Source organism: uncultured Campylobacter sp., from assembly GCF_938030785.1.
Lineage (GTDB): Bacteria > Campylobacterota > Campylobacteria > Campylobacterales > Campylobacteraceae > Campylobacter_B.
Genome location: NZ_CALHIK010000004.1, coordinates 1 through 13,556 on the forward strand (window position 1 = coordinate 1; position 13,556 = coordinate 13,556).

General features: G+C 46.7%; 13 protein-coding genes. 2 read left to right on the top strand and 11 right to left on the bottom strand.

What is annotated here, in order from left to right:
* Positions 1–406 precede the first annotated feature (406 nt).
* Both Q0438_RS00205 and Q0438_RS00210 read left to right on the top strand, forming a co-directional pair.
* Complete coding sequence (locus Q0438_RS00205) at positions 407–715, top strand: hypothetical protein (protein WP_299185975.1); 309 nt, start codon at positions 407–409, stop codon at positions 713–715.
* 373 nt (positions 716–1,088) lie between these two features.
* Positions 1,089–2,726 (top strand): cation:proton antiporter, encoded by a 1,638-nt coding sequence (locus tag Q0438_RS00210; RefSeq protein ID WP_299185976.1) that lies wholly within the window; start codon positions 1,089–1,091, stop codon positions 2,724–2,726.
* 491 nt (positions 2,727–3,217) lie between these two features.
* On the opposite strand, the gene Q0438_RS00215 is transcribed toward Q0438_RS00210, so the two are convergent.
* The 11 genes from Q0438_RS00215 to Q0438_RS00265 all read right to left on the bottom strand — a co-directional run bounded on the left by Q0438_RS00215 (position 3,218) and on the right by Q0438_RS00265 (position 13,539).
* Positions 3,218–3,802 (bottom strand): DUF4410 domain-containing protein, encoded by a 585-nt coding sequence (locus tag Q0438_RS00215; RefSeq protein ID WP_299185978.1) that lies wholly within the window; start codon positions 3,800–3,802, stop codon positions 3,218–3,220.
* Positions 3,803–4,025: 223 nt separating this feature from the next.
* Entirely contained in the window at positions 4,026–4,478 is a 453-nt protein-coding gene (locus Q0438_RS00220) for a lysozyme inhibitor LprI family protein (RefSeq protein ID WP_299185980.1), read from the bottom strand.
* A 153-nt stretch (positions 4,479–4,631) separates the two neighbouring features.
* The gene (locus Q0438_RS00225) at positions 4,632–6,338 is read right to left on the bottom strand and encodes an ammonia-forming cytochrome c nitrite reductase subunit c552 (RefSeq protein WP_299185984.1); all 1,707 of its coding nucleotides are present in this window, start codon (positions 6,336–6,338) and stop codon (positions 4,632–4,634) included.
* 18 nt (positions 6,339–6,356) lie between these two features.
* Positions 6,357–6,875: a cytochrome c nitrite reductase small subunit gene (nrfH, locus tag Q0438_RS00230; RefSeq protein ID WP_299185987.1), complete on the bottom strand. Its 519-nt coding sequence runs from the start codon at positions 6,873–6,875 to the stop codon at positions 6,357–6,359.
* 573 nt (positions 6,876–7,448) lie between these two features.
* Positions 7,449–8,249, bottom strand: a complete 801-nt coding sequence (locus tag Q0438_RS00235) for a class I SAM-dependent methyltransferase (protein ID WP_299185990.1) — start codon at positions 8,247–8,249, stop codon at positions 7,449–7,451.
* Positions 8,250–8,347: 98 nt separating this feature from the next.
* Positions 8,348–9,085 (bottom strand): DNA alkylation repair protein, encoded by a 738-nt coding sequence (locus Q0438_RS00240; protein ID WP_299185993.1) that lies wholly within the window; start codon positions 9,083–9,085, stop codon positions 8,348–8,350.
* A gap of 239 nt (positions 9,086–9,324) precedes the next feature.
* On the bottom strand, positions 9,325–9,858 hold the full coding sequence (locus Q0438_RS00245; RefSeq protein ID WP_299185995.1) for a hypothetical protein: 534 nt from the start codon (positions 9,856–9,858) through the stop codon (positions 9,325–9,327).
* Complete coding sequence (locus tag Q0438_RS00250) at positions 9,851–10,534, bottom strand: hypothetical protein (protein ID WP_299185997.1); 684 nt, start codon at positions 10,532–10,534, stop codon at positions 9,851–9,853. Before Q0438_RS00250 ends, Q0438_RS00245 begins: the two co-directional genes overlap by 8 nt.
* Before the next feature lie 197 nt (positions 10,535–10,731).
* On the bottom strand, positions 10,732–11,478 hold the full coding sequence (locus tag Q0438_RS00255; protein ID WP_299186000.1) for an ABC transporter ATP-binding protein: 747 nt from the start codon (positions 11,476–11,478) through the stop codon (positions 10,732–10,734).
* The gene (locus Q0438_RS00260; RefSeq protein WP_299186003.1) at positions 11,478–12,479 is read right to left on the bottom strand and encodes an iron ABC transporter permease; all 1,002 of its coding nucleotides are present in this window, start codon (positions 12,477–12,479) and stop codon (positions 11,478–11,480) included. The genes Q0438_RS00255 and Q0438_RS00260 overlap by 1 nt, the downstream gene beginning before the upstream one ends.
* 10 nt (positions 12,480–12,489) lie before the next feature.
* Entirely contained in the window at positions 12,490–13,539 is a 1,050-nt protein-coding gene (locus Q0438_RS00265) for an ABC transporter substrate-binding protein (protein ID WP_299186006.1), read from the bottom strand.
* Positions 13,540–13,556 lie beyond the last annotated feature (17 nt).

A 13,556-nucleotide genomic window follows, 5' to 3' on the forward strand; every position in this document is an offset into this window, starting at 1 on the left:
ACCGATTTGCAAAAATCGGTCTAGATAAATGACCGCTGTAACGGAACTCGGCTTATAACCACACCTCTTTTAAAATTTCAAAATCGCTAAAATTTTATGAATTTTTCGCGCGGGACAATGAGGCGGCGCTTTATCGGCTCAATGTTTCGCAAAATAGCGTGGTTGCGCGTCTGTGTGGGGATATGGCTATTAAATACGCGACTTGGCTGTGCGGCGCGCCGTTTTGAAAAACTGATCGGCTGCGGTCTAGGATCGGTTTTAAATTTTATCGCGCAAATCGCGCTTAAATTTACAGCCGAAATTTGACGGCTATAAAATTTAACGGGCGCTCGGTTAAAAGAGCAGGGCGCTACGAGATTCAAAGGCAAGCGTCGGGATAAAGCAGGCAAGGCTCTGTGAATGAGAAATGAAAACGAATGAAACTAAATTTGAAAGGGCTGCTTTGAAAAATATGATTTTTGCGCTTGCGCTTTGCGTCATTGCGGCGGTGCTCGGCGGTTGCGCGAGCGGTGAGCCGCAAAATTTAGAGATTTTAAAGGGCGATGAAAAGGAACAAGCCTGCGCTCAGACCTACGAACGTATCAGATCGCTTGAAGCGGAGCTTTTGGCGGTGCAAAATCCATACGCCAACCCTAGCGTCGCCAACGATTATATTTCTAAATCGGACGAGCTGGAGCGGACAGTGCGAGATTACAATAAAATTTGCGCAAAATAGGCGTGAGCCCGAATAAATTTAATCCCGTTTAGCAGCCGCAGATCTTTAAATTTAGCTGCAAGTCTTTAAATTTAAAAGACAAACCGACCGCTAAATTTAAAAACGCCGTCTTTTTTTAAAATCATCCAAGCTTTTTGCCGCGAGTCAAAATTTAGCCGCTTTAATTTTTTAAATTTAGCCACTAAAAATCTAAATTTGAAAGGCCGCGCAAGCCGATTTTTTCTGTTTTTAAGCGCTATTTTTGTAAAATTATTTTTCGAAATAGGTCTTTTGGCGTAACGCAAAGCGGCTAAATTTTCTGTTTCAATTAACTGCGCAATTCATAATCGCGGATCAAATTCGGCGAATGATTTTGCAAGATAAGAAGGGGTGGATGGAATTTGAATTTGTTATAGAGCTATTTCTTGCGATCACCGCGCTCGCGATAGTGCTAAATATCGTTTTTAAAATTTTTGAAATTCCAACCATCATTGGCTACATAGTCGCGGGCATCTGCTTCTCGCAAATTTACATCCTTAGTAGCGTCGAAAACGCCCATATGTCCGAGCTTGCCGAGTTTGGCATAGTATTTTTGATGTTTACCATCGGGCTTGAGTTCAGCTTCCGCCACCTTATGAGCATGAAAAAGGACGTGTTTTTTAACGGCACGCTGCAGATGCTCGGCACCGCCATCATCCTCGTGCTCATCATCGAGCAAGCTTTCGGCGCAAATATCAAAACAGTGGCGATCATAGGGCTCGCGCTCGCGCTTAGCTCGACCGCGATCGTGCTAAAGACGCTAAATGAAACGGGCGAGATCAACCAAAACTACGGCCGCAAGGCGCTTGGAATTCTGCTTTTTCAAGACCTCGCCGTTATTCCTATTTTGCTGATGATCGACATCTTCGGCTCGACCGACAGCACCCCGGTAAATTATCTCATTCTAAAAACCGTCATAAGCGCCGCCATAGTCGTAGTTACGCTTTTTTTGATAGGCAAATTTGCCTTTAACCGCCTGCTTACTTACGTAATAAGGACGAATTCTAAAGAAATTTTTATCGCGACCATTCTTTTTACCGTCGTGGGGGCTAGCTTTTTGGCGCACGTTTTCGGCTTTTCCTACACCTTGGGCGCGTTCATCGCGGGCATGCTTATCGCAGAGACCGAATACAAACACGAAATAGAGGCCGATCTCACGCCGTTTCGCGATATACTGCTCGGACTTTTTTTTATCACGATCGGAATGCAGATAAATTTCGAAGTCATCCTATCGCACTATGGGCTTATTTTGCTCGCTATTATAATAATAATGGCGCTGAAAACGGGGGTCATTTATGCGATCTTATTTATTGCGACTAATAAAAGGGTGGCGCTAAAAGCTGCGCTGTCGCTGTGTCAGATAGGCGAGTTTGCGCTGGCTATATTTTCGCTGCTTATGAACCGAAATATGATAAGCAGAGAAAACGGGCAAATTCTAATCACCGTGGTGGTTGCGACGATGATTTTGACCCCTTTTATCCTTAAAAATTTAAATAAAATCGCCAACCGCTTTGAATCCAAGGTCGAAAAGCTCGAGGACGAGACGCACAAGATCCAGATTCCGCCGATGAAAAACCATATCATCGTCGCGGGCTACGGCAGGATAGGCCAGGAGATCGTGCTGCGCCTAAAAGATCAGGGGCTGCTTTACGTAGTCGCCGAGAGCGATTTGGAGCTCGTGGATCTGGGTAAATCGCGCGGCGAGAACATATATTTCGTCAATATGATGCAAAAAACCGCGATCAAGGAGCTTTACGCGCAGGACGCCTCCGTCATCATCCTCACGATTGCAAATCAACAACGCCTAGAGATCGTAGCGGGGCTGCTAAATTCTTTAGATTTGAAAGCAAGCATCATAGTGATGCATACCGGCGCGGATACGACAAGCGAGCTGCAGGACGAATACGGCGAGAATTTTATATTCGTAAAAAAGGAGAGGGTGGTGGCAAACGCGCTGCTACAAGAGGCGCTGAAATGCAAGCTGACGCAGTAGCTTTCGGCGGGTTCGGAGTTAAATTTAAAGTGCCTTGATAAGGACCGGAAAATTTTATCGCTGTCTTTTATCTCGCATCTTTCTTGTGTTTGTTTCTTTTATCGGAATGCCCCGTTTGGGGCTAAATTTAAAACGGTTTGATCTTAGCTAAAAAATTCCAAATTTTACTTTCGCGTGCGGCTTATTTGCTTTGCAAAATAGCTTGCAAATTTAAAACCGCACGCGGATATGCCGTCTAAAATTTGATCTAAATTTTAAAATTTAAACTCGCTAGCTGCGGTAAAAAGGACGCTCGGCCAGCGCAGATTGAGCGAAAGATATTTTTTGCACGATCGAGCTTATAGAACCACGATTTAGATCAACCGGTTAGGCTTGAAAAGCCCAAATGAAACAAGCCGCTTCTTTCTGTGTGCTAAACGGATCGCGATTCGGCAACGCCGTAACGCCTATCCGTTTAAATTTGCTTGCACATTATCTCTTTAGGCTCGATTTTACTTAGTTTTTACCTTTGCGGTATTCGGCTTGCTATCCGCCGCTTGCGGAGGAGTATTTGATTGCGAAGGGGTCGCCGCCTGAGCGTTGGCTTTTATCTCCTCTCTTGTAAGCGAGTTTTTTTCTATATATTTTTGTATCTCGGCATAGGCTTCCTTTACGGCGGCTTTATGCATCCAATCTGCGCTTCCGCCGAGGAAAGGGCCGCGATTTAGTATTATGTTTACGTCAAATTTGGCGATCTTTTCGCCCGTTTTGCTTTGGAGTATGAAATTTGCCGCTGCGCGCGCATGACCCGCGCCAAATCCTATCGTTGAACGCAAGAAACGATTGCCCCTATCATAAATGCCGTATCCGCATCTAACCACCAAGCCTCCGTTAAGCGGGATGCGTTTGGATTTGAATGTCCTTTCTAGAAGGTTTTGCAGCTGCTTGCTTTCATTGTCGTCCAGGCACTGTATGGTAACGCCGTCAAATTTCTTGGTATCGTTATACACCTCCATGTTTATCACATCGACCTTCCTGCTACAGCCGCTAAAGATCAAAATGGCCATAACGCTCACCGCAATCAGTAATTGTTTCATAGGACTACTCCTTAAAAAATATTCACGAGATTATATGAAATAAAAGATAAATGTAAGTTTAATATTTAGCTTTAATTTAAATAAAAATTCCGCAAAGGTGCAGAATTTTAAAGCGTAAATTTAAAAGCAGTCGTTTGGATAAATTTTAAAATTTGATCTCGGCGGGCGCTGCGTAAATTTAGCAAATGCAAACCCGCCGAGAATTTAAACGAAAGCAAGCGGACTATTGACCTTTAAAAATTTCGATGACATGCCCAAGCTCGCCTATGCGCTCTTTGGTCATCTGCAGATAGCAATCAGCCGCGTCTAGGCGGTGAATCGTTCCTTGCTTAGGATAAAAAGCGCATTTTGCCTCCTTGTAGGCAATCCATTTGCGCTGGACGTCTTTTAAAATTTTTCGGTTTTCTTCGGTTAGCACGTCCATGGCCTTTTTATAGTTTTCGTTTAAAATTTTATCCTGAATAGCAAATTCGGCGTTTACGCACTGAATCATGCCTGCAGTCGAGCTATCTTTTTGCATGCACTCATCTATGCGCCTTTGCGATTCGTCCCTTTCTTCAAGATTCGTCTCTAAAATCGACGGCGAATTCGGCGAAGGTTTTATCTTTATCGCCAGTTCTTGCGCGCTAAAAACAAGGCTAGCCGCAAACGCCGCAAAAATAATTTTTTTAAGCATATTTTTCTCCTTTAAATTTGATGAGGATTATCGCCTAAAACGGCTAAATAAACAATAAAATTTAAATTTATAAGTAAATTAGGATTTTGAAATTTGAAGGATAAGTGCGTAAATTTAAAAACCCAAAGCCCGCAGGCCTTGGGTTTAGGGGTTTTATTTAAAATTTAGATTCTTGACGTTCTCGTCTGTTTGCTTCATCTTCTCTGTCGGAACAGCGCCGATAGGCCATTTGTGTCCGATAGGAGCAGGTGCTGCAACAGGAGTAGCCTCTTGAGTTAGCTTGATGCTGATGCCGTAAGGCGCAAGCTCGTTAACTAGCTCGGTTTGTCCTTGGCGAGCAAATTCTTTACATTGACCTAGGATCCTAGCCGACTCTTCGTCTCCGTGGAAGCCGTAGCTGTTTTCGCTAAATGCGAAGTCCCAGCGGATGTGAGTTTTGCGGTGCAAGTAAAGAGTCTTTTCAAGAGCCTTACTGATAGCTTCTTTTCTCTCTTTTTCATCGGCGATCGAAGCAAATTTCTCATGCTTAGCTAGCTCGGCTCTGGCCGTTTTTATGTCTTGGATCAAAGAAAGTAGCGCGTTTTCGCAGTTTCTTAGCTCGTAAGCGTGGCGATTTTGTACGAATGAAATTCTATCTTTTAGCACTTGTTCGCTTTGCGGGTGGCAAGTTTTGCAAGCCGCGTTTATATCGGCAAGGGGAGTTAAAATTTCATGCTCGGTGATCTTTTGAGCTCCGGCGCGTTTATACGGCATGTGGCAGTCTGCGCACGTTACGCCGCTTCTTCCGTGGATACCGGTTGAGCTTAGCTCAGCTTCTGAGTGCTGCATCTTGATGATTTTAGCGCCGGTATCTTTGTGGATGTAGTCAAATTTAAACCCGTCCTCTTTGGCTAACTGATCGTCATAGTATTGGTCGAAATTCTCGATCTTAAACGGCTCGTCTTTCTTCCAGAAATTCCAAGGGAAGGTTAAAACGGATTCTTTGCCTGCAGGATAGTATTCTACGTGGCACTGCATACAAACATAGCTTCTCATCTCTTGTCTGGTGGCCTTTATACCGCTTTTTGCGTCGGCTTGGTAGCCTCTAGCGACCATTGCGTTTACGAATGCGGGTCTTGTTACTCTTAGGCTCATATCGTCCGGGTGGTGGCAGTCCGCACAGGTGCTGCCTAGATGCGACCCGTGGATACTCTCGCCGTGTTTAGCCGCGATCTTTTTCATGACGTCAAAATACGGAATAGAGTTCATCTTCGTCCACGCGGCTTTTCTCTTTTCGCCTTCCTCTTTAGGCATTACGTCGAAAAACGGCATAGGCTTAGTTGCAGCAGGCGTAGGATCGGCAGTTAGGTTATAATCGCCATCAACTTGAAGCGCGGTTAAATATCCGGTGTGGCAATTGACGCAATATCCTGGCTGACCCTTAAATGCAGGAAGCCCGTGAGCGTTTAGATACTCTTTATCGTTTCTTTTGGTTTCGATCTGATCTATCTGAGAGTAGTAGTGAGTTCTAGGTTTGCTGTAATCTACGCCGAATGCATAGCCGTTCCAAAACACTGTAGCCGCAGGCCAGCGAATAATCTTGCTATAAGGTAAATCGCCGCCGAAAGCCGTTTCTATAAATTCGCTTCCTTTTGGATTTGCGTCGCTTTTATGCTCCATTTTTTTGTAGCCGTCAAGCTGATTTGGGAAATTTGCGCCCCATTTTTCAAAATCCGGCTCGAGCTCGCTTACCTTATTTAGCATTAGCGGATAGGTTTTCTCCTCCGCTTTCTTTTCGCCTATATCGGTAAAAAGAGCGAACATCGCAGCGCCTAAAACTACCGCCACTAAAAAGGCGATCGCGTACAACACTTTATTCATTTTTTCCTCCTGTTAAATTTAAAAATTGTGCGCGTGTCCGGCCTCTCTGTGGCAAGAAACGCATTCAAGGGCTTGATAGTCGTTGCCCTTATGACTTTGAGCCTTATCGTTAGGCACAGCATTACCTATGGCACGCGGATCGATTACGTTTGCGGCGTAATCTTTATGACAAAAGACGCAGTTTTGCGTCATATTTTTTTTGGTCTTTTCATGAGCGGTAAATGCGTATGGATTTTTCTTGAAAGTAACGGCGTAGGCGTGCCCGAGGCCGCTTTGAGCTTTCATTATCCAATACCCCAAGAAATCGTGCGGCAAGTGGCAGTCGTTGCAGGTCGCGGCATTTTGGTGGCCGCCCTTCATCCAACTCTCATAGACCTGATTCATCACGTGGCAGTTTTTACAGGCCGCGGGATCGGGGCTGAAGTATGAAAAGCCTTTGGCGTAAACGAACGTATAAAGTCCGTGGCCGATTACCAATCCGAACGATACCAGTAAAAGGATTATCCAGATTGATGCTTTTTTCTTTGCTTTTTGCATGACGGGATTTTTAACCTCCTTAGTTGATTATAAATAAATTTTCAATTTTGGTTTAATTTTTTGCCTATTGTATAGTTTTTATCCTTTAAAATAATTGATTTAAATCAATATTTTTTCAATAAACTCTATATATCCAAGATAAACTATTGATTTTTATACTTTGCCTATATATCGGGTATAATCGTGATTTTAAGATATATTTGACGCGCTTAAATTTTTAAGCCGCTTTTAAAATTTGATAGCAAATGAAGCTCATTTAAAATTCGCGCCAATCCCGCAGGTAAATTTTAAACGAGCGCCGTTTAAAGTAGGCAAATTTAAAGAGCAGTCTTTGTTAAAATTTAGCGTGGTTTTAATATCTATACAATCTACGCCGCGGATATTTATGTGCGGATCAAATGGGCTTAATCTGAAATTTAAGAGTAAATTTTGAGCATTCGCACATACTGGCGGTGCGGGTCGAACCTGCTTTGTCGCGGGTAAATTTTATTGCATCATTGCGTTTATAATACATTCAAATGTGATAATAGAGCAAAGGCGAAGCAGGGCGGCTTGCTGACGCAAATTTATGCGCTACACATCCACCCGCACGAACGCCCAGTGCATAAAATCGCGTTCTGGCTCGTATTTGCCGCCGTTAAAATACTCCGCTAGCCGCGCTTCCTCCGTGCCGCTTAGCTCGCCGCCGAGCATCCAGCGCGTCTTTTGCACAAACTCCTCCGCACTTTTCGCTCCGCCGCCGTGACATTGGGCTTTAATGTAGCTGAGGCTCGGCAGATAGCCCATTTGAAACAAGATGTTTAAAAGATAGACGAAGTCGGGCTTTTGCTCCACTTCGCGCCCTATCGCGTCCAAAATATCCCCGTCCACGAAGCTGCCGCCCACCTTAAACGTAATATAAAGCGCCTTTTTGGTCTTTGAAAGAAGCTTTTTAAGCGCGGCTTTTAGATCGTCCACCTCAAGGCAGCGCGAGGCGAAAACGACATCGCACGCGGGCACGTCCGACCAGTCGTCCTCAAAGGCTTTTTGTGCAAATTTTGCGTTTTTCGCGCCATAAATTTGAGCATTCTCGCGGGCAAATTCCAGCATTTTGGGCGAAAAATCGTAGCCGTAAATTTGATCCACCTTTTCCGCCGCCAGCACGCTTAGTGCGCCCGCGCCGCACGCGAAATCAAGTAGCGTAGAAACGCCAGCAAAATCGACCTTGTCTATAAACTCGCGCGCGTAGGCGCTTTTCATCACGCCCTCGTTGAAGCTAGGCGCCTTTTTGTCCCAATGCTCGGCCAGTTTTTTGCTGAATGAGCTTTTTGCTTTTTGCGCCTTATAAAGCGCGTCAAAGTCGATTTCATCGTAGTTTGAAGGTAAAATCATCATTATCCTTTCCTGAATTTATCGGGTAGACCGCACCGGTTTTCGTTAAATTTTAGCGTAAATTTACGCACCCATTTGAAATTTAATACCGAACGCAAAAGCTAAATTTTTATCTTCCTCGTAGCGTGACGGATGATTTGCTGCGTGTTTTTGTTTTGCGAGCTTTGCCAGCGCACGAGCAGCTCTTTTGCGGCGGCAAAATTTACCTTTAGATAGTCCGCGACGTTGTTTGCGACCGAGCGCTGTACGAAGCGCACCTCGTCCTCTTTTAGTATCTCTAGGACTGCAAAAACGGGACTCGGATCGCTGATGAAAAGCTCCAGCTTGCTAGCCCACGGCAGCTTTGGTCGCAGGCCCTCGGATGCCAGCCTACGCAGGTGGAAATTTGACGAGCGCGCCCACTGCGTCATGGTTTTTAGCGAGTCTTGCGGATATTTTTTGATAAAGGCGCGCACCGCATACTCGCCCGTGCCGCGCTTCGTGATTTCCTCAATCGCGCTCATCGAGGTTTCAAAGTCGTCTAGGCCGTAAATTTCGATGTATTTTGCCAGTGGCAAAGTCCAGTAAAAGTGCTTAAACATACCCGTTTCGTTCGGGTTTTCTTCGCCTAAAATCGCGACCAAAATCTCCGCCGCGCGCCTAAAATCCGGCGGCAAAAGTTCATTTAGCGCGTTTGCGTGCGCCAAAATCCGTTGCGAATAGCCGAAATTTGGCGTGCTTTCAGCGATTTGCTCGCAGTAGCTCTGCGCGTCAAATTTAGGATAAACCGCCTTTATCTTTTGCGATAAAATTTGCGCCAAATTTTCTCCAAAATATACAGCCAGTCCGCCGTTTTCCATATTTTTCCTTTAAATAAATTACCTAAAGCCGCTCGCGCCGCTTAAAATCAATGCTTTCATCCACGAGTTCGTAAAGCCGTTTTTGAAGTTTGCTCCAACGTTTCATTTTGCCTCCCATTATCTATTTATCGCCTCTTGCGGTTTCGCGCGTAGCTTTTTCCGCCCTTTGCGACGATCGCGCCTGAAAGCTGCGCGCCTTTTCTATTTTTTGCAAATCCGCTTTGTAAAATTCTGCCTCGCTAAACGGTCTCCCAAAATCTAGACTCCGTCTTGATCGCTTCTCGATTTTTCTCACGCAAAATTTGCAAAAATTCTTTAAAGCTAGGCTCAAAAATCGAAGCGGCGGGTGCAAATTTATACTCGCTCGCGCCGTCTCGCTCGGGCTCGTTCGTGCTGCCGCGTTCAAGTTCGCTCGCGTCGCCTGCAAAGCTGATCCGCCAAATCCTAGCGTGATTTATCCGTATTTTTGTGACTTCAAGCTCTAAAATTTGCTCAAATTTATACCTCGCCGCGAGCTTCTGTTCGTCAAAAATGTAGATGAAATCCTGATCGAACCAAAGGCTCTCGCACGAAATGAAAAACCGCTCCAACCAAAAGAAAAACGGTCGCACGGAAAGCCTTTTTACCGCGTCTGCTTCGCTTATCCCATCTATCGCGGCAAGCCGGTGCAAGCTAAGTCTGCGAGGGTTGCGGCAAAAGAGCGTCCAAATAATCCCGCCTATGAGCAAAACGCTAAAAATTACGATTAAAATTTGAATTAAAGCTTCAGCCATTTAAAATTCTAAGTCCTTTTACAAATGCAAATTTCGCCTCCGTATCGCTCCAAAACGAACTTCTGCTAAAATCTGCCTCCGCGCCGTTTGCAAGCTCCTCGTAAAGCTTATAAAATCGCCCTTTGTAGGTGCAATCGCTTAGGCAGACGTTGAAAAATGCCTCCGCCGCGTCCCTGCCGCCGAAATAATATACAAAGTAGATCGGGTACAGATCGAAGGCGCTTAGATTTTTGTTAAATTTAGCGCCGCGTTGCGTCATAAACTCCACCGCCTTTTGCTTGTCCGCAAACAGCTCAAAAATAGGCAGCGCGTAATCCTTGATAGCCGCGCTAATCTCACACACGCTGGGCTCAAAGCTAGCGCCCGCGAGCTGCCAGTCGCGAAACTGCCTGCGCGGCGTGAGATAGCTCAGATACGATACGAAAACAAGGTCGCTCGAGTAGGGCAGCTCCTCTTGCATCAGCTTTTTTAGGCGCTTGCAGTAGATCGCTATCTGCGGCAGGATGCTCACGCTGCCGGCGTAGTTGCGCATACTGGAGCCAAAATAAATTTCAAATAAAATCTCCTTGTCGCTTGCGAGCTTCGTTAGTTTTTGCCCCTTTTGCGTGGGCTTGAAGTCCGTAAAATTTGCCGCGATCTCGGCGCAGCCGTTTAAAAATATCTCCCGCGGAGTCATGATTTTCCTTTAAATTTATCGTTTAAATTTAGACGTTTTGCTCGCTAGCAATTCGGTTTGCCGCTTACGTTACCGCAGTCGCGACTCGCAAGCTTGCATTTTATAGGGCGCGCCGTCTTACCCGCCGAAAAGTCATTCTATACGCGCAATTTTACCCCAATTCGGCTAAATTTAACGGCGCTACGCGCCCGTAAAATTTATAATCTATCCTCGTATCTTTCGTAGTTTATGCCGTAGATTTTATCGATATTTTCGGCGTTTATGAGCTGCTCGCTGCGCCCGAAGGCTAAAATTTCGCCGTCTTTTATAAACAGCGTCAAATTTGAAACGAACTTCGCATGCCGCGGGTAGTGCGTCGTCTGCACGAAGGTATAGCCCTCGTCGCCTAGCGCCTTTATCATCTCGAGCAGCCTAATTTGATTGCCAAAATCCAGCCCGTTAGTCGGCTCGTCCATAAAGATCACTTTCGCGCCCTGAACCAGCGTGCGTGCGATGTACGCCAGCTGCCGCTCGCCGCCGCTGACCTTTGTGTAGGGCGCGTTTTTTAGATGCGCGATACCCATCTTTTCCAGCGCCTGTTCGGCTAGCTTTTTATCCGCCGCGCTAAAGCTGGAAAACAGCGGCATCCTGCACAGTGCGCCTATCAGCGCAACGTCAAAGACGCTGTAGTCATAGGACGGCGCGTGCGTCTGCGGCACGTAGGCGACGAGCGAGGCGAGCCCCTTTTTGCCGTAGTCGCGCACGCTTTTGCCGCCGATTAGCACCTCGCCTTCAAATTTTAAAAATCCGAGCATTATGCGAAGCAGGGTGCTTTTGCCGCTGCCGTTGGCGCCTAGGATACTTAGCGTATCGCCCGTCGCGACGTCAAAGCTGATGCCCTTTAGCACGGGCTTGCCCTGGTAGGCAAAGCGCAAATTTCGCACTTCTATCAAATTTTCTCGCATCAAAAGCTCCTCTTGGCGCGGCGCAGCACGATGATAAACATTGGGATGCCAAACAGCGAGGTGACGATGCCGATGGGGATCTCAAAGGTAAAAATGAGCCGCGAGAAGCTGTCGCAAAAGAGCAGAAATATCGCGCCGATCATCGCCGAGCTAGCTAGCACCGTGCGGTTGTCGGCGCCGAAGATAAAGCGCGCGATGTGCGGCACGATAAGTCCGATCCAACCGATGATGCCCGCGATCGTCACGCTAAGCGCGCTAACGAAGGTCGCAACAAGGATGATGAAAATTTTAACCCGAGTCGTATTTACGCCCAGGCTCTTTGCCTCCTCTTCGCCAAGGCTTAGCGCGTTTAGGTATTTGCCGCTAAGCGCCAGCAGCAAAATACCCGCGCACATCGGCAGGATCGAAATTTGAATAAAGCTTTTGGACGCAAAGCCCAGGCTTCCCATCAAAAAATAGGTAATCGCAGGAAGCGCGTCGTTTGGGTCTGCGGCGTATTTTAGCACCGAGAGTAGCGAGGTAAAGAGCGAGCCGCTGATGACGCCGCCAAGAACCAGCACGATGACGCTACCGCTGCGCGAATACAGCGCCGAGACGCCAAGCGCCACTGCCACGGCAAGAAAGCCGAAACCAAAGGTGCTAAGCTGGATGAGATATTCGTTAAATTTGAAAAACATCCCGACCGCCGCGCCAAATCCCGCGCCGCTTAGAACGCCCAGGATCGAGGGGCTAACGAGCGGGTTAACAAACATCGCCTGATATGCCGCACCGCTGATCGCGAGGTTCGCGCCGATGAGCACGCAAGCAAGTATGCGCGGCAGGCGAATTTCAAGTAAGAGCGTGTGCATGACCTCGAAATCTTTCAAGCTTTCGCCCCGCAGCAGCGCCGTGACGTAGCGCGCGTAGTCCTCTGCACCAAAGCCGTATTTGCCAAGCAACAGCGAACCTGCGACGCAAAGCGCCAGCAGCAGGGCCAAAAACGCAAACGCCCTTTTGCTCATTTTTCTTTACTCACTCGGCGCCCCGTCCTAAAATTTTATAAATTTGCTCGTCTGTGAGCTCAAGATCCAAAAATAGCTTATAAAACTCGCGCGTCTCGCGGATCATGTCAAATTTAAACGCTTCGGGGTAGGTTAAATTTACCAGCCATTTTAGCCCCAAAAACCTCATAAATGAAGGCGGGCGGTCAAACCACGAAAATGGCTCGCGCGGGATGTAGTAGGCTTTTTTGTTTTTTACCGCGCCCAGCAGCTGCCACTTCGGATCGTCGTAAATTTTATCAAACAGCTCTCTTTCGTAGACGAGGATGACGTCCGGGTCGTATTTAACGAGCTGCTCGAAGCTGATTTTTACGCGTCCGAAGGATTTGGCGTTTGGATCTTCGCTACACTTATGCACGTTCTGCGCGCCGGCTCGCTCAATGAGAGTCGCGTGCCACGAGCCCTCGCACTCGGTAGCTAGCCCGTCGCTGCCCTGCGCGTAGTAAATTTTTACCTTTTGCAGTTTGTTTTTCTTGATGTACTCCTCGATCTGCTCGGTTAAATTTAGCGACTCTTTCGCGTAGCTTATGAGACGTGCGGCGCGCTCCTTTTTGCCCGTCACTTCGCCTAAAATTTCAAATCCGTCCAAGTAGTCCTCGAGCTTCGTCGCGCTTAGATATAGCATCGGTTTTTTGATAGAGCCGAAAACCTCGCTCATCTTTTTAGTGTTGCGAGAGCTTGCGTTTACGAGGATGAGCTCGGGATTTAGGTGCAGCAGCATCTCGACGTTTGGAATTTTACCCTGGCCGAAAAAGCCGCCCACGACTGGCTGCTCTTGCACCTCTTTTTTGACGTAGGGGCGCTCGAAGGCGTTCCACTCGAAATTTACGCCGCTGATTTTAGCGGGATCAAGCGCGTAGAGCATATATAAAAGCGGCGGCGAGCTGGCGTAAATTTTAGACGGAGTGCCTTGCAGCTGAGCTATGTTTTCGCTATTTTGCGCGATGTAGTCTTTGATCTGCGCCTCGCTCAGAGCAAAAAGCATGCTCGCGGCACAGAGAAATAGAAATATTTTTTTCACCTTTTTTCCTTTTGAAA

What these genes read in the sequence shown, in the direction of transcription:
- Q0438_RS00205 (WP_299185975.1), top strand. Translation starts at nt 407, where the DNA reads ATGAAAACGAATGAAACTAAATTTGAAAGGGCTGCTTTGAAAAATATG.
- Q0438_RS00210 (WP_299185976.1), top strand. Translation starts at nt 1,089, where the DNA reads ATGGAATTTGAATTTGTTATAGAGCTATTTCTTGCGATCACCGCGCTC.
- Q0438_RS00215 (WP_299185978.1), bottom strand. Translation starts at nt 3,802, where the DNA reads ATGAAACAATTACTGATTGCGGTGAGCGTTATGGCCATTTTGATCTTT.
- Q0438_RS00220 (WP_299185980.1), bottom strand. Translation starts at nt 4,478, where the DNA reads ATGCTTAAAAAAATTATTTTTGCGGCGTTTGCGGCTAGCCTTGTTTTT.
- Q0438_RS00225 (WP_299185984.1), bottom strand. Translation starts at nt 6,338, where the DNA reads ATGAATAAAGTGTTGTACGCGATCGCCTTTTTAGTGGCGGTAGTTTTA.
- nrfH (WP_299185987.1), bottom strand. Translation starts at nt 6,875, where the DNA reads ATGCAAAAAGCAAAGAAAAAAGCATCAATCTGGATAATCCTTTTACTG.
- Q0438_RS00235 (WP_299185990.1), bottom strand. Translation starts at nt 8,249, where the DNA reads ATGATGATTTTACCTTCAAACTACGATGAAATCGACTTTGACGCGCTT.
- Q0438_RS00240 (WP_299185993.1), bottom strand. Translation starts at nt 9,085, where the DNA reads ATGGAAAACGGCGGACTGGCTGTATATTTTGGAGAAAATTTGGCGCAA.
- Q0438_RS00245 (WP_299185995.1), bottom strand. Translation starts at nt 9,858, where the DNA reads ATGGCTGAAGCTTTAATTCAAATTTTAATCGTAATTTTTAGCGTTTTG.
- Q0438_RS00250 (WP_299185997.1), bottom strand. Translation starts at nt 10,534, where the DNA reads ATGACTCCGCGGGAGATATTTTTAAACGGCTGCGCCGAGATCGCGGCA.
- Q0438_RS00255 (WP_299186000.1), bottom strand. Translation starts at nt 11,478, where the DNA reads ATGCGAGAAAATTTGATAGAAGTGCGAAATTTGCGCTTTGCCTACCAG.
- Q0438_RS00260 (WP_299186003.1), bottom strand. Translation starts at nt 12,479, where the DNA reads ATGAGCAAAAGGGCGTTTGCGTTTTTGGCCCTGCTGCTGGCGCTTTGC.